The sequence below is a fragment of the Sphingomonas sp. URJC2 genome, assembly GCF_059803575.1.
The window spans coordinates 44,458-64,906 of record NZ_JAPFGX010000001.1 but is presented as its reverse complement, the minus strand read 5'-3'; the positions used below and the strand labels follow the sequence as shown (position 1 = coordinate 64,906).

General features: G+C 68.3%; 21 protein-coding genes and 1 tRNA gene. 5 read left to right on the top strand and 17 right to left on the bottom strand.

Going from position 1 to position 20,449, the window contains the following annotated elements; all coding sequences use genetic code 11:
- Positions 1-9: 9 nt before the first annotated feature.
- The 7 genes from OPU66_RS00310 to OPU66_RS00280 form a co-directional block, all read right to left on the bottom strand.
- Entirely contained in the window at positions 10-885 is an 876-nt protein-coding gene (locus OPU66_RS00310; RefSeq protein ID WP_498551606.1) for a UTP--glucose-1-phosphate uridylyltransferase, read from the bottom strand.
- Positions 886-949: 64 nt separating this feature from the next.
- On the bottom strand, positions 950-1,483 hold the full coding sequence (msrA, locus tag OPU66_RS00305) for a peptide-methionine (S)-S-oxide reductase MsrA (protein ID WP_498551605.1): 534 nt from the start codon (positions 1,481-1,483) through the stop codon (positions 950-952).
- A 141-nt stretch (positions 1,484-1,624) separates the two neighbouring features.
- Positions 1,625-1,876 (bottom strand): hypothetical protein, encoded by a 252-nt coding sequence (locus tag OPU66_RS00300; protein ID WP_498551604.1) that lies wholly within the window; start codon positions 1,874-1,876, stop codon positions 1,625-1,627.
- A gap of 208 nt (positions 1,877-2,084) precedes the next feature.
- The gene (locus OPU66_RS00295) at positions 2,085-3,236 is read right to left on the bottom strand and encodes a beta-barrel domain-containing protein (RefSeq protein WP_498551603.1); all 1,152 of its coding nucleotides are present in this window, start codon (positions 3,234-3,236) and stop codon (positions 2,085-2,087) included.
- Positions 3,233-5,416: an ATP-binding cassette domain-containing protein gene (locus OPU66_RS00290; RefSeq protein ID WP_498551602.1), complete on the bottom strand. Its 2,184-nt coding sequence runs from the start codon at positions 5,414-5,416 to the stop codon at positions 3,233-3,235. The genes OPU66_RS00295 and OPU66_RS00290 overlap by 4 nt, the downstream gene beginning before the upstream one ends.
- A 13-nt stretch (positions 5,417-5,429) precedes the next feature.
- Complete coding sequence (locus OPU66_RS00285) at positions 5,430-6,854, bottom strand: TolC family protein (RefSeq protein WP_498551601.1); 1,425 nt, start codon at positions 6,852-6,854, stop codon at positions 5,430-5,432.
- Positions 6,855-7,055: 201 nt separating this feature from the next.
- Positions 7,056-9,140 (bottom strand): malate synthase G, encoded by a 2,085-nt coding sequence (locus OPU66_RS00280; RefSeq protein ID WP_498551600.1) that lies wholly within the window; start codon positions 9,138-9,140, stop codon positions 7,056-7,058.
- A gap of 168 nt (positions 9,141-9,308) precedes the next feature.
- On the opposite strand from OPU66_RS00280, the gene OPU66_RS00275 reads away from it, so the two are divergent.
- Positions 9,309-9,674, top strand: coding sequence for a PilZ domain-containing protein (locus tag OPU66_RS00275; RefSeq protein WP_498551599.1), 366 nt, complete (start codon positions 9,309-9,311; stop codon positions 9,672-9,674).
- Between the two features lie 25 nt (positions 9,675-9,699).
- On the opposite strand, the gene rimM is transcribed toward OPU66_RS00275, so the two are convergent.
- The 8 genes from rimM to recR form a co-directional block, all read right to left on the bottom strand.
- Positions 9,700-10,179 (bottom strand): ribosome maturation factor RimM, encoded by a 480-nt coding sequence (gene rimM / locus OPU66_RS00270; RefSeq protein WP_498551598.1) that lies wholly within the window; start codon positions 10,177-10,179, stop codon positions 9,700-9,702.
- Positions 10,180-10,271: 92 nt separating this feature from the next.
- Complete coding sequence (gene rpsP / locus OPU66_RS00265) at positions 10,272-10,682, bottom strand: 30S ribosomal protein S16 (RefSeq protein WP_498551597.1); 411 nt, start codon at positions 10,680-10,682, stop codon at positions 10,272-10,274.
- Between the two features lie 31 nt (positions 10,683-10,713).
- On the bottom strand, positions 10,714-12,234 hold the full coding sequence (gene ffh, locus OPU66_RS00260) for a signal recognition particle protein (RefSeq protein ID WP_498551596.1): 1,521 nt from the start codon (positions 12,232-12,234) through the stop codon (positions 10,714-10,716).
- Between the two features lie 256 nt (positions 12,235-12,490).
- A complete protein-coding gene (locus tag OPU66_RS00255; RefSeq protein ID WP_498551595.1) occupies positions 12,491-13,141 on the bottom strand; it encodes an Npun_F0296 family exosortase-dependent surface protein in 651 nt (216 codons plus the stop codon).
- 247 nt (positions 13,142-13,388) lie between these two features.
- Positions 13,389-13,658, bottom strand: coding sequence for an SWIB/MDM2 domain-containing protein (locus OPU66_RS00250; RefSeq protein WP_498551594.1), 270 nt, complete (start codon positions 13,656-13,658; stop codon positions 13,389-13,391).
- Between the two features lie 178 nt (positions 13,659-13,836).
- Entirely contained in the window at positions 13,837-15,309 is a 1,473-nt protein-coding gene (locus OPU66_RS00245; RefSeq protein WP_498551593.1) for a DNA recombination protein RmuC, read from the bottom strand.
- A gap of 88 nt (positions 15,310-15,397) precedes the next feature.
- On the bottom strand, positions 15,398-15,925 hold the full coding sequence (gene def, locus OPU66_RS00240; protein WP_498551592.1) for a peptide deformylase: 528 nt from the start codon (positions 15,923-15,925) through the stop codon (positions 15,398-15,400).
- 60 nt (positions 15,926-15,985) lie between these two features.
- The gene (recR, locus tag OPU66_RS00235; RefSeq protein ID WP_498551591.1) at positions 15,986-16,582 is read right to left on the bottom strand and encodes a recombination mediator RecR; all 597 of its coding nucleotides are present in this window, start codon (positions 16,580-16,582) and stop codon (positions 15,986-15,988) included.
- A 53-nt stretch (positions 16,583-16,635) separates the two neighbouring features.
- Here recR and fmt point away from each other — a divergent pair, with 53 nt between their 5' ends.
- From fmt to OPU66_RS00215, 4 genes are all read left to right on the top strand, one after another.
- On the top strand, positions 16,636-17,541 hold the full coding sequence (fmt, locus tag OPU66_RS00230; protein WP_498551590.1) for a methionyl-tRNA formyltransferase: 906 nt from the start codon (positions 16,636-16,638) through the stop codon (positions 17,539-17,541).
- Complete coding sequence (gene truA, locus OPU66_RS00225) at positions 17,538-18,278, top strand: tRNA pseudouridine(38-40) synthase TruA (RefSeq protein WP_498551589.1); 741 nt, start codon at positions 17,538-17,540, stop codon at positions 18,276-18,278. Before fmt ends, truA begins: the two co-directional genes overlap by 4 nt.
- 59 nt (positions 18,279-18,337) lie before the next feature.
- Entirely contained in the window at positions 18,338-19,009 is a 672-nt protein-coding gene (locus tag OPU66_RS00220; RefSeq protein WP_498551588.1) for a DUF2490 domain-containing protein, read from the top strand.
- A gap of 197 nt (positions 19,010-19,206) precedes the next feature.
- Positions 19,207-19,728 carry a MarR family winged helix-turn-helix transcriptional regulator gene (locus OPU66_RS00215; protein ID WP_498551587.1) on the top strand — a complete coding sequence of 174 codons (522 nt, stop codon included), beginning with the start codon at positions 19,207-19,209 and terminating at the stop codon, positions 19,726-19,728.
- A 137-nt stretch (positions 19,729-19,865) separates the two neighbouring features.
- Here OPU66_RS00215 and OPU66_RS00210 read toward each other — a convergent pair.
- Together OPU66_RS00210 and OPU66_RS00205 are read right to left on the bottom strand one after the other, a co-directional pair.
- Positions 19,866-19,940 (bottom strand) — tRNA-Val (locus tag OPU66_RS00210).
- An 85-nt stretch (positions 19,941-20,025) separates the two neighbouring features.
- Positions 20,026-20,331: an HU family DNA-binding protein gene (locus OPU66_RS00205; RefSeq protein WP_498551586.1), complete on the bottom strand. Its 306-nt coding sequence runs from the start codon at positions 20,329-20,331 to the stop codon at positions 20,026-20,028.
- Between the last annotated feature and the right edge of the window lie 118 nt (positions 20,332-20,449).

Genomic DNA, 20,449 nt, shown 5'->3' with positions numbered 1-20,449 from the left:
GAGGCGGGCTTATCGCCCCCCGGCGATCAGCCCCTCGGCAAAGGTGCGGACATCCGCCCCGATATCCTCCCGCTCAAGTGCGAGCGCGAGATTGGCCTGCACAAACCCGGTCTTGTCGCCACAGTCATAGCGCGCGCCCCGGAAGGTCCGGGCATGAAATGGCTGCTTCCCGATCAGCTGGGCGAGCGCGTCCGTCAGCTGAATCTCGCCGCCTGCGCCACGCTCCTGCGTTTCCAGCACCCGCATCACCTCGGGCTGAAGCACATAGCGGCCGATCGCCGCCAGCCGCGACGGCGCGGTGCCCGGGGCCGGTTTTTCGACCAGCCCGCGCACCTCGGTGACATCGCCGCTGACCGCACCCGGATCGACAATGCCATAGCGATGGGTCTGGCCCTCGGGCACCTCGAGCACCGAGATCACGTTGCCGCCGGTCTCGGCATAGGTTTCGGCCAGCTGGCTGATCGACGGACAGGCGGGGTTCCACAACAGCTCATCGACCAGCAGCACCGCAAACGGCTCATCGCCCACCAGATGCCGCGCGCACCAGACCGCATGGCCAAGCCCCAGCGGCTCCTGCTGGCGGACAAACGCCATCTGGCCGGGCGCGAGCCGGGTGCCGGCAAGCGGCGCAAGCGACTTGCCGCGCTCGGACATTGTCCGTTCCAGCTCGTAGGCGATGTCGAAATAATCCTCCATCGCCGCCTTGCCGCGCCCGGTGACGAAGATCAGCTGCTCGATCCCGGCGGCCAGCGCTTCGTCGACCGCATATTGGATGAGCGGCCGGTCAACGACCGGCAGCATTTCCTTCGGCACCGATTTGGTGGCCGGCAAGTTCCGGGTGCCCAGCCCGGCCACCGGAAACACCGCCTTGCGCAACGGTTTCATCGCCCCTGCTCCCCTGTTGAGTGCCGCGCGCCATAGCCAAGCCGTGCCGCCCGCACCATGCGTTTCAACGCTTCAGCCGTTCGGCAAAGCTCTTGCGGAACTTGCGCAGCTTGGGCGCGACCACGGCCATGCAATAGGGATTCTGGTCCCCCATGCGGGCGAAATATTCCTGATGATAATCCTCGGCCGGCCACCAGGGTCCGTCGCCTTCGATCTTCGTCACCACCGGATCGGCCCAGTCGGCCTGCGCACGGGCGATGGCGGCGCGCGCCTCTGCCTCCTGCGCGGGCGAATGCGGAAAGATCGCCGAGCGATACTGGGTGCCGATGTCATTGCCCTGGCGGTTGAGCTGGGTCGGATCATGGGTGGCAAAGAAGATGTCGAGCAGATCGCCATAGCCGATTATGGCCGGATCGAAGACGATGCGCACCGCCTCGGCATGGCCGGTGTCGCCATTGCACACCTGCTGATAGGTCGGGCTGGCGACATGGCCGCCGATATAGCCGCTTTCGACCGACTGCACGCCGATCACATCGTCAAACACCGCCTCGGTGCACCAGAAGCACCCGCCGGCAAAGGTCGCAATCTCGTCCGCCATGGTCTGTCCGTTCCCGTCGTCCCGCCTGTCCGCCGGCGATGCCGGCATTTCGCCGATTTGGGGAACCGGCATCCAAAGGCAAGAAAAAAGGGGCGACCCTTTCAGGTCGCCCCTCCATAAACTTGCCGGAAAGGCTGAAGCTTACGGGCTGTTCGGCTCGTCGTCGCTGTCGGTCGCGATCACGATGCCCGCGACGACCGCGGCAGCGGCCAGAACGGCGATGATCAGGCTGCCACCAGCCAGTTCATTGCCTTCAACCTTCGCACCAGCGCGCGCCGATGCGCCGCTGACCGAGAGCTTCGACGCCGAAGCCTGAGCCGCCATGGCGGCCGAGGGCACGGCAATCATCGACATCGCGGCGATCGCCACGGTCGCTGCTTTACGGAAACCCATTCTGGACACTCCCTTTATTAACTATCGGTCCGTTCCGTGGCTTTGGCACGAAGCCCCAACCATTTCAATCATAAACTCGCAACGCTCGACCACACAAGCTGTCGTCCCATTGACAAGTCGCAGGGCCTGCACCGCCTGGCGCATGAGAAACACCACCCATACGCGCCGGAAGCCATAAGGCGTGAAAGGTTAAGATAATGTTACCAACTCAACGCTCGGTCATCGATTCTGCCGTGGTCTTCAGAATCGGCTTGGTCAGATAGCGGAAAACAGTCGTCTCCCCGGTCCTGATCTCGGCGGTGGCGGTCATCCCCGGCTGGATAACGATCTTCTCGCCCGGCCGGTGCGGCCGCATGGTGCGCGGATCAGCAGTCAGCTGGACGCGGTAATAGCTTTCCTGCGCGCCATTGGCCGCCTGGCCCGTCGTCGTGTCGGGATTGACGAAGGTCACGCGCCCCTCGGCACCACCATAGACCGAGGAATCATAGGCATCGAACTTCACCGAAGCACTCTGCCCCGGGCGGATGAACGCGATTTCCGCCGGTGACAGCCGCGCCTCGATAATCAGCGCCGCGCGGTCGGGCACGATCTGCATGATCTCCTCGCCCGCGCGCACGACGCCGCCGACCGTCGCCACCTTGAGGTTGCTGACCAGTCCCGAAACGGGCGCGCGCAGCTCGGCATTGCCCAGATCGTCGGCACGCTGGGTCAGCGCCTGCTCGGCACTCGCCAGCTCCTCGCGCACCCGCACCTGTTCGGCCTGAAGCTCTTCAAGATAGCGGCTGCGGCGGCTGGCGATCTGGCCTCTGAGATCGGTGACCTGCCGCTCGAGCCGGATCAGCTCGGCGCGGGCGACATCGCCGGTGCCGACGAGCGGCCGGTTCAGCTCCAGCTCCTGCCGGGCGAGCGCCAGCTGCGCCGACAGCGCGCCCAGATCGGCGGCGAGCGCCTGACGCCGCCGGGTGAGCAGCAGCCGCTGATTCTCGACCACCTCGGGATAGGCGGCAAGGTCAGGCGACGGCACCAGCACGCCCCCCGACAGCTCGGCCTCGATCCGGGCGAGCGCCGCACGCAGCCCGGCGACACGGGCGCGACCATCATCGACCGCCGCCCCGGCCTTCACCCGGTCGAGCGCGACGAGCAGCTGCCCCCGCTCGACCCGCTGGCCGTCGCGCACCAGAATGCGGGTGATGACCCCGTCGGTCGCCGCCTGCACGATCTGCACGCGGCCCGACGGGATGACCTGGCCCCGCGCGCGGGTGATCTGGTCCAGCTCGGCCCAGATCGACCAGATCAGGAACGCGATCACGGCCAGGCTCGACAGGCCGATGATCGCCATGGATTCACGATGCCGCATCATCCCGCCGCCCTGTCCCCAGCCGTCCTGTCCTCACCCGGCTGATCCTGCCCGCCGATCGCGGGCGCGGCAGCCTCGCCGGCAACGGCGCGTGCTTCCGCCGCGCTGCCCGGCTCAGGCCGGCGCGCAGATTGCTGCAACCGCTGCAACACCTCCTGTCTCGGCCCGTCGAGCGCCACCTGCCCGCCGGCCATCACGATCACCCGGTCGACAAGCGACAGCAGCCGCATCTTGTGGGTGACGACGATCAGCGTGCTCTGCGTCCCCAGCCGCGCGGCAATCGCGCTCAGGGCCGCGCCCTCGACGGCATCGTCAAGGTTCGCCGTGGGTTCATCGAGCAGCAGCAGATCGGGCCGTGCCAGCAACAGCCGGGTCAACCCGGTCAGCGTCCGCTGCCCGCCCGACAGGCCGCGCCCGCCCTCGGCAATCTGCAGGTCGAGCCCGCGCGGATGGCCGTTGATCAGCTGGACAAGCCCGGTCTGGGCCGCGGCCGCCATCAGCTGATCGTCGCCCGGATTGGCAAGGCCGAGCAGCAGATTGTCGCGCAGGCTGCCATTCACCAGCCGATAATCCTGCGGCAGATAGCCGACGTCCCGGCGCAGCACATCGGGGGCGATCTGCCCGGCATCCAGCCCGCCGATCAGCACCCGCCCGGCCTGCGGCGCATAAAGCCCCGCCATCAGCCGCAACAATGTCGTCTTGCCCGATCCGATGCCGCCGATGATCGCCACCCGCTCGCCGGCCGCAATCTCCAGCCGGGGCACGACGATGCCCTCGCGCGCGCCCGGATAGGCAAAACGCACACCATCCATCCTGACCGCCGCCTCGACCCGCGCCGGGCGCAGCGTGCCGGCATCCGGCCCTTCGTCGGTCGGCAGGCGCAGAATATCGTCGAGCATCCTGAGCGACGCGCGCGCATAGCCCCATTGCACGATGAAGTTGGGCAGCTGGGTGATCAGCGGGCCGTTGACGCGCCCGGCGACAATCGCACAGGCGATGAGTGCCCCGGTGGTCATCCGCCCCTGCGCAACCTCGACCGCGCCAAAGGCGATCAGCGCGACATAGGCAATCTGCTGCAAGGTCGAGAAGATCGATCCGGCCGCCGAGGTCCAGCGCTTGACCGGGTCTTCGGCGGCATGAACCTCGTCCATCAGGCTGTTCCAGCGCGCCAGCAGCCGCCAGCCACCGCGATTGGCCTTGACCGTCTCGGCCGCATCGATCGATTCGACGAGCAGCCCATTCTTGCGATTGGCGCTGATCTGCGCGCGGTCGGTGTCGCGCCGGATCAGCCGTGCCAGCCCCCAGGCGATGCCGAGCGCGATCGGCAGGCTGATCAGCGGCACCAGCGCGATCGGCCCGCCCAGCGCATAGATGACGAGCACGAACAGCAGTGCGAACGGCAGGTCGGCGAGCAGGAACAGAGAGCCCGACGACATCACCGCGCGCACCTGTTCCAGCCCGCGCAGCTGCGCCGCCATCGTGCCGACGCCGGGCGGACGCGCATCCAGCCGCACCGCCTGGGCGCGGGCGAAGAAAAACTCCGACACCTCCTCGTCGATCCGCGCCGCCTCGCGCTCGACCATCAGCGCGCGCGTCGTGCGCAGCGCGAAATCGAGCAGCAGCGCGATGATGACGCCGATGGTGAGCACCCACAGCGTCGAATAGCCGGCGCGCGGGATCACCCGGTCATAGATCTGCATCGAATAAAGCGAGGTCGCGAGCGTGATGACATTGGCGACGATGGTCGCGATGGTCGCCGACACCAACACGTCGCGCCGCGACACGATGGCCCGCCAGAACACCCGTGCCGCCGCCGATGGCGTGCGCCGCGCCGCAACCGCCGGAAAGCGCGGTTCGTAAAACAGCGCGTCGTCGGGGGCCTCCACCGTGATGCCGCCGGCCCCGCTGTCGCCGCGCAGCAACAGGCGAGTCTCGTCCGCCCATTGCTCGGCAATAGCCCAGCCAGTCGCGCCGCTCCACATCAGCAGCGGAAAATGCTGGGCGCGCGGGCGCGGCCCCAGCCGCTGCGGGGCCGCCCAGCCGGCGGCGGCGGCCAGCGCCACCAGCCCGTCGGAGCTGGCGAGAATCGCCGGATCGAGATCGGGCGCCACCCAGTCGGGCGGCAGGTCGACGCCCCGGTCATGGGCGATCGCGGCGACGAGATCGGAAAGCGGCAGGGTCATGACGGGTTCACGCTCAGGGCTGGGTGCCGGGGTCGAGATCGGGCCGCCAGCTGCAGGTGCGCAGGGCAATGCGCGCGGCGGTTGCCATCGCGCTGACTTCGGCATCGTCGGCGGCGAGTTCGGCCTGGGTGGTTTCAAGCGCGGCGTTCATCACGTCGAGCCAGGAACGGCGGCCGACGACGAACTGGCGCTGATAGCTGTCGGTCACGGCACGCGACGCGGTGGCGGCGACGCCGCTGCTGGCGATGCGCAGCCGTGCCGCCTCATTCTCGGCAAAATCGGCGTTGAGCTGGTCGCGCAGGTCGCGCTCGACCGCGCCGACGCGCAGATCGGCGGCGTCGCGGCGCAGGCGCGCGGCCCCGGCCGCTTCGAACTGCGACAGCCCGCCATTCACCCCGGCGCGGAACACCAGTCCGACGCGCTCGCCAGTGACTTCGTTGCTGGAGAATACCGCGCTCAGCCGCGGCATCGTCTGCGCACCGGCTAGCCTGGCATCGGCACGGGCAATCAGCGCTTCCGCCATCAGCCGCTGGCGGACCGGCGAACAGCCGATCGCCCGCTCGGCCGCGCCAGCGGCTGACGGATGATCGCGCGCCGGATCGTAAAACGGGATCGCGCCCGGCTCATGCCCGACATCGCCGAGCAGTTCGCGCAGCCTGACGAGGCTTGCCGTGCGCAGCGCATCGGCCGAGGCGCGCTGATCCTCAAGCTGCGCGGTGCGCGCGCGGGCCAGTTCCAGATCGACGCTGGGGCTGACCGACTGTTCGACGCGACGGCCAATGGACGCGACCAGCCCGCGATGCTCGGCCAGACCCCGGTCGAGGATCAGCAGCCGGCGGGTGGCGCGGGCAAGATCGAAATAGGCGTTGGTCAGCCGCAGCGCGACATCGAGCGCATTTTCATCGACCTGCGCCGAGGCGAACCGCCTGACCGCGCGCGCCCGGTCGATCGAGCCGTCGATCCGCCCGCCCTGCCAGATCGGCTGTTCGACCGCGAGGTTGAGCGAGAGATTGTCGCCGCGCACCACCGGCGCGCCGCCTTCAAAGCTCAGCGCCTCGACCGACAGGCTCGGCCCGCGCTGCCATTTCGCCGCCTTGACGTCCCCGCCCGCCGCGCGCAGCCCGGCACGGGCAGCGGCGACCGCGGGATGACCGGCAACCGCGCGCGCGGCCAGATCGGCGAGATCGGGGGCAACCGGCGGCGGCCCGACCGGTGCCGCGGCGGACGGTCCGCCGATGCCGGGGGCATCCGCCTGCATCTCCGGTCCCTGCACCGGCCCGCCCTGCCGGGCAGATGCCGGCGCGACTGGCTGGGCCGATAGCGGCGCGACGATCAGGCCGGGGGCAAGCAGCAGCCCCGCCAGACGGCGAAACTTCGCCGGGCGTCGATGCGTCCGGGCATGCGCAGCGGCGCTCTGTGTCAATCCGGTACAGCTCATCAGGTGCCAAGGCCTATGCCAGAATGCCGGTCCGCGCCAGTGCGCATGCGGATACGGGACGCGCCGACCTGCGCGGTCGATTTCGCCCACTGTCCGCATCATCGCTGCCGGACCGGTCCCGAAGCTGCCATCCATGCCCGGTCCATGCCGGCGGGCCGGTCAAGATCGCGTTAACCAGCCCCTGCGCAGTTCCGCTTTCGCTCAGGCCGCGCGGTCACGCGCCTTGGCGCGGGCGCGGAACGCGTGCAGCAGCGGCTCGGTATAGCCGCTCGGCTGGCGCGCGCCCTCGAACACCAGCGCGCGCGCCGCCTGAAAGGCGATGCTGGCATCGGGATCGGGGGCCATCGGGCGATAGGCCGGATCGCCGGCATTCTGGGCATCGACCTTGGCCGCCATCCGCTGGAGCGCGGCATCGACCTGCTCTGCCGTGCACACGCCGTGGAGCAGCCAGTTGGCAAGCACCTGCGCCGAGATGCGCAGCGTCGCCCGGTCCTCCATCAGCCCGACATCGTTGATGTCCGGCACCTTGGAACAGCCGACGCCCTGATCGATCCAGCGCACGACATAGCCCAATATGCCCTGGGCATTGTTGTCGAGCTCACGCGCGATCTCCGCCTCGGTCCAGTTGCGGCCGAGCGCGAGCGGAATGCGCAGCAGCGCATCGCGCGACGGCGGCGCTTTCCCGGTCAGCCGCGCCTGCACGGCGAACACATCGACCTGATGATAATGAAGCGCATGCAGCGTCGCCGCAGTCGGGCTGGGCACCCAGGCGGTGTTCGCGCCGCTTTGCGGATGCGCGATCTTCTGGGCGAGCATGTCGGCCATCATGTCGGGCGCGGCCCACATGCCCTTGCCGATCTGCGCCCGGCCCGAAAACCCGGCGGCGAGGCCGATGCGGACATTGCGGTCCTCATAGGCGCGGATCCAGTCGCTCGCCTTCATCTCGCCCTTGGGCACCATCGGCCCGGCCTCGATCGAGGTGTGGATCTCGTCCCCGGTGCGGTCGAGAAAGCCGGTGTTGATGAACACGATGCGGTCGCGCACCGCATGGATCGCAGCCGCCAGATTGGCCGAGGTGCGGCGTTCCTCGTCCATCACCCCGATCTTGAGCGTGTGCCGGGCCATGCCCAGCATGTCCTCGACCGCGTCGAACAGCCGGTCGGCAAAGGCCGCTTCCTCCGGCCCGTGCATCTTGGGCTTGACGATATAGACCGATCCGGTGCGGCTGTTCCGGAACCGCCCCAGCCCGTTCAGGTCATAAAGCGCGATCGTCGACGTCATCACCGCATCGACAATGCCCTCGGGCGCCTCGCTGCCATCGGGCAGCAGGATCGCCGGCGTCGTCATCAGATGGCCGACATTGCGCACGAACAACAGGCTGCGCCCCGGCAGCGTGCGTGCGGTGCCGTCGCGCCCGGCATAGACGCGGTCGGCGTTCAGATGGCGGGCGCGCACCTGCCCGTCCTTCTCGAAACTGGCCGACAGATCGCCGCGCATCAGCCCCAGCCAGTTGGCATAGGCGGCAACCTTGTCCTCCGCATCGACGGCGGCGACCGAATCCTCCAGATCGACAATGGCGGTCAGCGCGGCTTCGAGCAGCACATCGGCGATGCCGAGCGGATCGTCGCGGCCGATGCGATGATCGCGGTCGATCACCACTTCGATATGCAGGCCGTGATGGCGGAACAGCGGCGACGCGCCGCGCCAGCCGACCAGCGCCGGGTGATCGCCGCCGGCCAGCACCTGTTCCCAGCCGGGCACGGCATCGTCCAGAAACGCGCGCGCCCGGGCGATCACCTGCGCGCCGCGTTCCGCGTCATAGCCCCCAGGGCGCGCCGCGCCGGGCAGCGCATCGGTGCCGTAAAGCGCATCATACAGGCTGCCCCAGCGCGCATTGGCGGCATTGAGGACGAAACGGGCATTGAGCACCGGCACCACCAGCTGCGGCCCGGCAAGCCGGGCGATCTCGTCATCCACCCCGGTCGTCCCGATTGTGAAGGCCGGCGGTTCGGGCACCAGATAGCCGATATCGGTCAGGAATGCGGCATAGGCCGCCGGATCGACCGGCTGGCCGCGCCGGGCGCGGTGCCAGTCGTCAATCTGCTGCTGCAGTGCCTCGCGCACGCCGAGCAGCCGCCGGTTTTCGGGCACCAGCGCGGCGATCAGACCGGCAAAGCCCCGCCACCACGCCGCCGGATCAAGGCCGAGACCGGGCAGGACCTGGCCTTCGACAAACGCGGCAAACTCGTCCGCGATGCGCAATCCGGCCCGTTCGATCCGATCCATGATGTCCCCTTCCCCCGATATTTGAGGGCCGCGAACGTGCCGGGATCGCCCCGCCGCTGTCAACGGCGGCCATTTTCGCCCCGCTGCCGTCAATGGCAGCCATTTTCGCAATCTTAATCGCCGCGCGCCTATGCGGGCGGGCGGAGCAGAGCAGATATGGCGAACAGAATGACCATCTCCACGGCCGGGACGTTCCGGCTCGACGACCGCCGCAGCTTTCGCCACCCGCTGGCCATCGCGACCCGGGTGCGCGAGCTTGGCGGTGCCAACTTTCCCATCATCCTGCGCAACCTGTCGGCGGTCGGCTTTCAGGGCGAATGCCGCACGCCACTGACCGTGCCGAGCGTGATCGCGCTCAACCTGCCGCCGCTGGGCGAGGTGCGCGCCCGCGTGCGCTGGGTGCGCGACGAGATTGTCGGTGCCGAGTTTATCGAGCGGCTGGAAATCGAGGATGTCGACCGGGTGCTCGCCGCCGCGCCCGATCCGCTGCTGGGTCAGGCGCCGGATCCCGCCGCCGACAGCGCCGGGGCCTGATCGCCGGCAGCAGCCAGTTCAGAGTTTAGCCCTCGAGAAACGGCTTTTCGACGCGGATCATCCCGTCGTCCAGCGTTGCCGCATGCATCGGGGCCATCACCGTGCGGCCATCGGCGCGGCGAATGTCGATCACGTCCCCCGCGCCGAAATTCTCGACCGCGATCACCGTGCCGAACAGCGGCCCGGTGCCCGCCGCGTCGACCGGATGGACGGGCAGGCCGATCAGATCGGCATGATAATATTCGCCCTCCGCCAGCGGGGGCAGTTCGCTGCGCGCCACAGTGAGCGCGGTGCCGCGCAGCGCCTCGGCGGCGCTGCGGTCGGCAATGCCCTCGAACCGGGCGATCGCGCCCGGCCCGGCGGCCTTGACACTTTTCAGCCGCAGCGGCCGCCCGCCGGCATCAAGCGTCGTGTAGCGGGCAAGCGCCTGGGCATCGTCCGTGAACAGCTTCAGCCGCACCTCCCCGCCCAGGCCATGCGCGCCGGTGATCGCTGCCAGCGTCACGCGGCGTTCGCCGCCCGGGACCGGCGCAGCGGGCGGCGCGGGCGTCGATGCGCCCGCCCCATCCTGTGTCCGGTCCCGCGCGGCGGCCATGATCAGGCGTCAGCCGCGCCGGCTTCGTCGGCAGCGGGCGCTTCTTCAGCCGGGGCGGCAGCCGCTTCGGCGGCGGCAGCGGCCTTGGCCGCACGCTCTTCGGCGCGCTCCTTGGCCTTTTCGCCCGGCGCGGCCTTGTTCGGGTTGTTGCGCGCCGGACGCTCCTTGATGCCGGCGGCATCGAGGAAGCGCAGCACGCGGTCGGTCGGCTGCGCACCGACGCCCAGCCAGTAACGGGCGCGGTCGCCGTCCAGCTTCACGCGCTCGGGCGAATCCTTGGCGAGCAGCGGGTTGTAGGTGCCGATCTTCTCGATGAAGCGGCCGTCGCGCGGGGCGCGCGAGTTCGCCACGACGATGCGGTAATAAGGCCGCTTCTTCGCGCCGCCGCGCGCCAGCCGGATCGAAAGTGCCATGTTACGTCTTCCCTTCAGTTAAATCGGTTGATCACTTCTTCTTCAGAAAATTCTCGAAGCCCGGCGGCAGGTTGCCCGGCCCGCCCAGCCCCGGCAGCCCCGGCGCGCCAAGGCCCGGAAGCCCGGCCGGGCCGCCCTTGCCGCCCAGCATGTCGGCCATGTCGCCGGGCAGTGCGCCGCCCGGCCCGCCGCCCAGCGCACCCGCCAGGCCGCCGCCCTTGCCGAACATCGCTGCCAGCCCCTTCAGCCCGCCCATTTTCTTGATCTTCTTCATGGCGTTGGCCATTTCCTGGTGCATCTTGAGCAGCCGGTTCACGTCCTGCACGGTCGTGCCGCTGCCCTTGGCCACCCGGATCTTGCGCTTGGCATTGAGCAGGTCGGGGCGCGCCCGCTCCTTGGGCGTCATCGATGTGATGATCGCATCCATGCGCAACAGGATCTTCTCGTCGACTGCGCCCGACGCCATCGCCGCCTGCGCCTTTTTCATGCCGGGGATCATGCCCGCCAGCGCGCCAAGCCCGCCCATGCGCCGCATCTGCAGCAGCTGGGCGCGCAGATCGTCCATGTCGAACTGGCCCTTGGCCATTTTCGCGGCAAGCTTTTCGGCTTCCTCGACCTTGATGGTCTCAGCCGCGCGCTCGACCAGGCTGACGACATCGCCCATGCCCAGAATGCGCCCGGCGACGCGCTGCGGGTGGAACGCCTCCAGCCCGTCCATCTTCTCGCCGGTGCCGATGAACTTGATCGGCCGTTCGGTCACCGCGCGCATCGACAGGGCGGCCCCGCCGCGCGCATCGCCGTCCATGCGGGTCAGCACCACGCCGGTCAGCGGCACCTGCGCGGTGAAGGACTGGGCGACATTGACCGCATCCTGACCGGTCAGCGCATCGACGACCAGCAGCACTTCCTGCGGCGTGGACACATCGGCCACCGCGCGCATTTCGTCCATCAGCGCCTGATCGACATGCAGCCGCCCGGCAGTGTCGAGCAGCAGCACGTCAAAGCCCTGCAACTTTGCCGCATTGAGCGCGCGGCGGGCGATGTCGACCGGCTGCTGCCCCTCGACGATCGGCAGTGTCGCCACGCCGGTCTGCTCGCCCAGCGTCGCCAGCTGCTGCTGCGCGGCGGGGCGATTGACGTCGAGCGACGCCATCAGCACCTTTTTGCGGTCGCGCTCGGTCAGGCGGCGGGCGAGCTTGGCGGTGGTCGTCGTCTTGCCCGAGCCTTGCAGGCCGACCATCATGATCACCGCCGGCGGATTGACGGCGATGTCCAGCTCGCTCGCATCGGCGCCGAGCATCTCGACCAGCGCGTCATGCACGATCTTGACGACCTGCTGCCCCGGCGTGACCGAGCGCAGCACCTGCGCGCCGACCGCCGCTTCGGTCACCTTGTCGACAAAGCTGCGGACGACCGGCAGGGCGACATCGGCCTCGAGCAGGGCGATCCGCACTTCGCGCATCGCGGTGCGGACATCCGCCTCGCTGAGCGCGCCGCGGCCACGCAGCCGGTCAAAGACCCCGCCCAGCCTTTCGCTCAAAGTCTCGAACATCGCCTGCTCCTCTGCCGTCTGGCCAAACAACGCACAAAGCGCCGGTGGGCGAAACCTCGCCGACCAGCGCCGCGCATCGCGGTGATGCGCATCATCGTCCGTCCCAACGGAAACTGCGCGTTCCTACGCGCCCCGCCCGGGAAAATCAACCGCCTGCATCTGCGCCCCCGGGATGGAGGCCCGGCAAATGACAGACGCCGCCGGCATTGGGGGCCGGCGGCGTCCGCGATCCATCGGTCAGACCCGACCGGCGGGATCAGGCATAGGCAACGCTGGTGCGCACCCGGCGACGGGCGGCCGCGCCGACCAGGCCGAAGCCACCGATCATCATCGCCCAGGTCGCCGGTTCCGGCACCGCCGCCAGCGCGATGTTGTCGACTTCAAAGGCATTGCCGAAGGAGTTGAAGCGCAGACCGGTCACCGCGGTGCGGGTTTCGCCGGTGAAGTCCAGGCGAACGATGCGGTTGGTGTTGACCTCGGTCTGGTTGCCATTGGCCGGGTTCCAGACATCGCTGCCGGTGAAGCTCGCCAGCACGACGCCGTCGGTCCCCAGCACGTCGAACGAGTTATACTCGTCGATCGAACCCCAGAGGAAGCTGATCGCGTTGAGCGGGTTGAGCCCGGTCAGGTCGAGCGTGCCGGTGCGGCCATCGGCCGGGCCGACCGAGATGAAACCGCCGGTGCTGCCCAGCGGGCGGGCGCGGGTTTCGGTCGTGGTCGTGAAGATCGGGCCGCTCCAGCGCGGCGTTTCGCTGTCGAAATCGAAAATCAGCGCATTGTCGAAGCCGCCGCCCTGATAAACGGCGTTGCCCGGCGTGCTCGACAGCACGACGGTGGCGGTGGCGGGCGCCGTGGCAGCAAACGCGGCAGCGGCGGCAGTCAGGCCCAGAACGAACTTCTTCATCATCACACCCCTTACAGCGCGAATCGCCACCCCATCGCGGCCGGATCCGCAGAAACTCCCGCCGCCACGCCGGGCTGCGGTTGCCCCCGGAATGCGTCGGTAAGGATTTGTTTACCGATGCCGCGGGGCAAAAATAGCGCCGAACACGGTTAACGTGGGGCCGTCCCATATCGGGTCATTAACCAGAGATCAGAACATATAAAAAAGCCCGGCCGAAGCCGGGCTTTTTATTCAGCAATCTGTCAGAAGATCACTTCAGATGGTTGGACAGGTGCTTGTTCATTTCGAACATCGAAACCTTGTCCTTGCCGCCGAAGACCTTCTTCAGCTTGTCGTCGGCGAGGATTTCCCGCTTGTTTTCGGGATTCTGCAGATTGTTCTTCTTGATGTGTTCCCACACCTTGCTGACCACGTCGCTGCGCGCGATCGGCGCGCTGCCCACGATCGCCGCCAGGTCGGCCGAAGGCTGGACCGGCTTGCTCAGCGCGTTGTTGGCACGTTTCGGTTTGGCGTCCGCCATTTTGATTCCCTCCCTGTGGAAGCCCTGATTTGTGACAAAGACCGCAAAATGCAAACAGCTTTTTGCAGTTACCCCGGGCTTTGCCGTGACGGCGGTGGCCCGGCGCGCCCCGCCGGGGCCGTTGCCGGCCCCGGACTGCGCTCGTTTTGCGGCGGCAGGAACTGGTGCCCGCCCCGCTTCATTCGGTCTCTTCCCCCACTGCTGACAGCTTGGTCAGCGGGCGCGGCGCGCTTTCGACCATCGGCAGCACCTCGACCTGTTTCGGCCCCGCCACCTCCAGCGCCTCGAACCGCCGCGCCTGGGTGAGCACCTGGCTCTCAAGGCTGCCGACAAAGGCGTTATAGGCACCGCTCGCCTGTTCCAGATTGCGGCCGAGCCGGGCGACATGGCTGCCCATCGTCGCCAGCCGGGCATGGAGTTCCTTGCCCAGCGCCGCGATCTCGGCGGCGCGCTCGGCAAGCTTTTCCTGCCGCCACACGGCGGCGACGGTGCGGGCGATGGCAACCAGATTGGTCGGCGTCGCCAGCAGCACCTTGCGCTCGAACGCCCAGTCCCACAGCCCGCCATCCTGTTCGAGCGCGGCGGTCAGGAAATGTTCGCCGGGGATATACATGACGACATAATCGGCGGCGTCGTCGAACTGCGCCCAGTAATTCTTCGATCCCAGCTGCTGGGCATGGGTGCGGATCGACGCGGCATGCGCCTTCAGATGCTGGCGACGCACCTCGTCATCCACCTGTTCGCTGGCATCCAGATAAGCGTTCAGCGAGCATTTGGCGTCGATGATCAGGCTGCGCCCGCCCGGCAGGCGGACGATCACATCGGGCCGCAGCCGCCCGTCCTCGGTGTCGACCGACACCTCCATCTGGAAATCCACCCCCTCGGCCAGCCCGGCCTGGGTCAGCACGTTGCGCAGGCTCTGTTCGCCCCAGCGGCCGCGCGCCTTGGGGCTGGACCGCAGCGCATTGACCAGCCGTGCGGTCTCGTCGCGCACCTGGACATGGCTGGAATGCAGCAGCTCGACCGCCTTGTGCAGCGCCGAATAGCTGCCGACGCGTTCCTTCTCGACCTGGCCGAGCTGCTCCTCATAGCGTTTGAGCGTGGTCTCGACCGGCTGGAGCAGCGCCTTCAGCCGCGCCTCATTCTGCTGGCCCTGATCGGCAAGCCGTTCATTGGCGCGCTTCAGAAACGCATCATGCGCGCTTTCGATTGCCTTGCCGGCCAGATCGCCGAACCGCGCCTCAAGCTTCGCCTCGACATCGCGCAGCTGCGCCAGCTGGGCAGCAAACGCGCTGGCGCGCTCCTCCTCGCCACGCTCGAACGCGGCCTTGGCGGCGGCGAGCGCCTCTTTTTCCTGCCGCAAGGCGACGAGTTCGCGCTCCTGCGCCTCGGCACGCGCCGCGACCGGACGCAGCCCCGCCGCCTCGCCAAGCGCCGCATCGCGCTCGCGCGTCACCTCATCAAGCGCCAGGCGCAGCAGATCGGCCTGGCGCGCGCGCTCCCCGGCCATGGCCAGCTCTCGCTCGGCCTCGCCATGGCGCAGGCGCAGTGCGTCAAGCTCGCCTCTCAGTCCGGAAACCGGTCGCGCGCCCAGCACATGGCCGAGCACGACGCCGATGATCGCGGCGGCAGCGACGACAGCCAGCAGCAACGGATCCAAATGCCCTTCTCCCCAACGGAACGAAAGGCGAACCTAGCCAATGGCGGCGCGGCCGGCAAGCCACCCCGCCGAACCGCGATCAGGCGGCCTTCTGGCGCATCTTGGCAAGCTTTTTCAGCACCATGTCACGCTTCAGCCGCGACAGATGGTCGATGAACAGCACACCGTTCAGATGGTCCATCTCATGCTGGAGACAGATTGCGAGCAGCCCGTCGAGCTGTTCCTCGCGCACCGTGCCGTCGCGTTCCTGCCAGCGGGCGCGGATCACCGCCGGGCGTTCGACATCGGCGAACTGCTCGGGCACCGACAGACAGCCTTCGGAATAGACCTGCACATCGTCGGACGTGTCGAGGATTTCGGGGTTGATGAACACGCGCGGTGCCTTGACCGGCTTGCCGTCCTCGCCCTCTTCCTCCTGCAGGTCGATGACCAGCAGCCGCTTGGGCACGCCGACCTGAATGGCGGCAAGGCCGATGCCCGGCGCGTCGTACATCGTCTCGAACATGTCGTCGATCAGGGTCTGCAACGCCTCGTCGATGGTGTCGACGGGGGTCGAGATCTGGCGCAGGCGCGGGTCGGGCGTTTCGATGATCGGAAGAATGGCCATCGCGCGAAATTAGGGACGCACCCGGCAAAGGTCAATCAAGCGCAGCCCGCACGCCCCCGCTCACATCACCGGCCGGCGCGCGCGCAGCGCCTGGGCAAGGGTGCCTTCGTCCAGATAATCCAGTTCGCCGCCCACCGGCAGGCCATGGGCCAACTGGGTCAGCCGCACCGGATATCCCTCCAGCCGCTCGGCAATGTAATGGGCGGTGGTCTGCCCTTCGAGCGTGGCGTTCATCGCCAGCACCACTTCATCGACGCCGCCTGCCGCGACCCGCGCGACCAGCCCGTCGATGCGCAAATCCTCGGGCCGCACCCCGTCGAGCGCCGACAGCCGCCCGCCCAGCACATGATAGCGGCCGGGAAACAGCCGCGCCCGATCGAGCGCCCACAGATCGGCCACCTCCTCCACCACGCACAGCGCGCGCGTGTCGCGGCGCGGATCGGCGCAGATCGCGCACGGATCGCTGGTGTCGACATTGCCGCACATGCCGCAGGTGACCAGCCGCGCCTCGACCGTCTCCAGCGCGCGCGCCAGCGGCACCAGCGCGGTTTCGCGCTTCTTGAGCAGATGCAGCACCGCACGCCGTGCCGAGCGCGGGCCAAGGCCCGGCAGCCGGGCAAGCGCCTGGACCAGCGCCTCGATCTCGGGGGAAGCCATGACCGGCACAGATAAGGGCTTGCGCGCCGGGCCGCCAGCGGTTTGGAGGGGGAATGCGCCTGATCTTCATGGGAACCCCCGATTTCGCCGTGCCGACGCTCGACGCGCTGGTCGCGGCCGGGCACGAGCTTGCCGCCGTCTATTCGCAGCCGCCCCGCCCCGCCGGCCGCGGCAAGGCGCTGACCCCCACCCCGGTCGCGCGCCGCGCCGCCGAGCTGGGGCTGACCGTGCTGACGCCGGTCACGCTCAAGACCGCCGAGGCGCAGGCCGAGTTTGCCGCATTCGGTGCCGATGCAGCGATCGTCGCCGCTTACGGCCTGATCCTGCCGCGCCCGATCCTGGCCGCGCCGCGGCTTGGCTGTCTGAACGTCCATGCCTCGCTGCTGCCGCGCTGGCGCGGGGCGGCGCCGATCCAGCGCGCGATCCTGGCCGGCGATGCGCTGACCGGGGTCACGATCATGGACATGGAGGCCGGGCTGGACACCGGGCCGATGCGCGCCACCGTGACGACGCCGGTCGCGGCCAAGACGGCGGGCGAACTGACCGCCGAACTGGCACTGCTGGGTGCACAGCTGATGGTGGCTGTGCTGGCCGATCTGCCCGGCCATCCGCCACAGCCCCAGCCCGATGCCGGCGTCACCTATGCCGCCAAGATCGACAAGGCCGAGGCGCGGCTGGATTTCACTGCCGGGGCGGTGGCGGCCGAACGGCAGGTGCGCGCCTTCACCCCCGCGCCGGGGGCGTTTTTCGAACTGAATGGCGAACGCATCCGCATTCTGGCGGCGGCGGTCGAGCCGGTGCCCGGCCCGGCGGGTCAGGTGGGCGATGACCGGCTGCTGATCGGCTGCGGAGCCGATTCGCTGCGGCCGCTGCGTGTCCAGCGCGCCGGGCGCGCGGCAATGGCGGTCGACGAGCTGCTGCGCGGCTTTGCCATCGCGCCGGGGACGATGCTGGCATGACGCGTTACGCGCTGACCATCGAATATGATGGCCGCCCGTTCATGGGCTGGCAGCGGCAGGCGCACGGGCCAAGCGTGCAGGAAGCCGTCGAGCGCGCCGTCGAACGCATGACCGGCGAGGCCGCGAACGTCCATGCCGCCGGGCGCACCGATGCCGGCGTCCATGCGCTGGCGATGCGCGCGCATGTCGATCTGACGACCAAAACGCCCGAGCCGTTCCGGCTGATGGAGGCGCTCAATGCGCTGCTCCGTCCCGATCCGGTGGCCGTCATCGACTGCCGGATCGTGCCGGATGACTGGCATGCGCGCTTTTCCTGCACGGGGCGGTCCTATGAATATCGGATCGTCAACCGGCGCGCGCCGCTGACCTTCGAGGCGGGGCTGGCATGGCGCGTCGTCCAGCCGCTCGATGCCGAGGCAATGCACGCCGCCGCGCAATTGCTGGTCGGGCGGCATGATTTCACCACCTTCCGCTCGGTCCATTGCCAGGCCGACAGCCCGGTCAAGACGCTCGACCGGCTGGATGTGGAGCGCGACGCCGATCTCGTCCTCGTCCAGGCCGGGGCGCGGTCGTTCCTGCACCATCAGGTGCGGTCGATGGTCGGCTGCCTCGTGATGGTCGGCGACGGCCGCTGGACAGCGGCAGACCTTGAAGCCGCGCTTGCCGCGCGTGACCGCGCCGCGCTTGGCCATAATGCGCCGCCCGACGGCCTGTATTTCGTCGGCGCGCGCTATTGATGTTCAGTGATTCCTCTCATGCCCGGCGTTGCAGCTATAAAGGAAGCATGGCCGGGCGGATGATCAGAACCGGCGCGATGCTGCTGGCATCGGCGCTTTTGCTGGCAGGCGCGCCCGCGCGGGCGACCGATGATGTCGCCCAGGTCTGGTTCGCGACCCTCGCCACCGGGCCGATTTCGGGCAAGACACTGATCTGGCTGGAAGGTCAGGCGCGGATCGGCGAGGCGCCGGGCCGCCAGCGCCAGTTCATCCTGCGCCCCGCCATCGGCCGGCAGATCGGCCGCACCACCCAGATCCATGCCGGCTATGCCTATGTGCCGACCGGCACGACCGACCGGCTGCGCGACGAGCACCGCTTCTGGCAGCAGATTTCGTTCCAGATCGCGCGCACCGACCGCATCCAGCTGCTCGGCCGCAGCCGGATCGAACAGCGGCTGTTCAGCGGTGAAGACATGAGCTGGCGGCTGCGCCAGCAGGTGCGCGCCAACCTGCCGCTGGGCGGCAAGGACGGAGTGTCGCTGGTGCTGTGGTCGGAAGGGTTTTTCAACCTCAACGCCCCTGCCCCGCGTTTCCGCACCGGGATCGACCGCTGGCGCAACCAGATCGGCCTCAACATTCCAGTCACGCGCAACATCTCGTTCGAGCCGGGCTATCTCAATCAACATGTCCGGCGGCGCGGCGAAGACGCGATGGACCATATCTTCTGGTCGCAGCTGGTCATCCGCCTCTGACCGGCCCGGCGGGACCATCCGGCTGGCCGATCTGGCGCGTTTTGCAACGCAGCAGAAGCAAAGGATTGCACCGCCGATCCAACGCTTTCACCGATTCCCGTGGCACCGCACAAAACATCTCCTATAGTTAATCACGGGCAGTGGACCTTAACCGGCAGACCAGATCGGACAGGCCCGCGCCCGGGGCGGAGACACAGATGGCGAACGGGCAGGCAGTGCTGCCGGCAGGCAGCGGCGACAAGGTGAGCCTGGGCGGGCTCAGAACGCATATCGGATTTCAGTTGCGGCGCGCGCATGATGCGTCTTTTCAGGCCTTTGCCCGCGCCATCGGCGAGGATGCGCTCAACCCCGGCCATTATGCGATCCTGTCGCTGATCGCCGACAATCCCGGCCTGAACCAGACCGCGCTCAGCCTTGCCACCGGGCGGGACAAGTCCACGCTGACCCCGGCGATCAGGACGCTCGAGCGCGACGGCCTTGTCGTGCGGCGGCGCTCCGAGACGGACCGGCGTGCCTATCATCTGCACCTGACACCGATGGGTGGAGCCTATCTCGACCGGCTGACCGCCCATGCCGATGCCGTCGACCGGCAACTCGACGCGATTGTCGGAGAATTTCACAAGCCGCTGCTGATCCACCTGCTCGAATGCATCGCCGACGAACTCGGCCGCGATCAAGACGACGCCGCACCGCCATCGGCCGGCACGCTCGCCGCCTGATCAGCCCCGGGCAGCGACGCCCCCGAAAGATCATCGTAACGGGTGAATCCGGCCAGCGCCGGGCCGATCGCGCCCCGGTGTGCCCGGCAATGATGACAACAAAAAACCCCGGAAGCACCGGCTTCCGGGGTTTTTGATGGTGGGCGCGGCAAGGATTGAACTTGCGACCCCTGCGGTGTGAACACAGTGCTCTACCACTGAGCTACGCGCCCACGCTGTGGAGCGACGCCTTTAGGGCGCTCCCTCGCCCCTGTCCAGACCGGAAAATAAGTTCGCGGCCCGAAAAAACGTCACCGGTCAGACGTTGCACGCGTCCTTGAGCGTCTTGCCCGCCTTGAACTTGGGCTGCGACGATTCCTTGATCGACATCGGCTCGCCGGTGCGCGGATTGCGGCCGGTCGACGCCTTGCGCCGCGTCACGGTGAAGGTGCCAAAGCCGACCAGACGGACCTCGTCGCCCTTTTTGAGCGCGGAGGAAATGGTGTCGAACACCGCTTCGACCGCTTTGACCGCATCGCCGCGGGTCAGGCCCGCGGTTTCGGCGACTGCGCCGATCAGTTCCTGTTTGTTCATCTGATACTCGTCCCCTTTGCTGGCGCGCATGGCGGCGCCTGTATCGGAATCGGGCCAAGCTGGCATCCGGCGGGCCACTAAGAAGAAGCCGGCCCCCGGCGTCAACGACCAATCACGGCACAGGCCGTATCGGGAGCACCGTTTGACG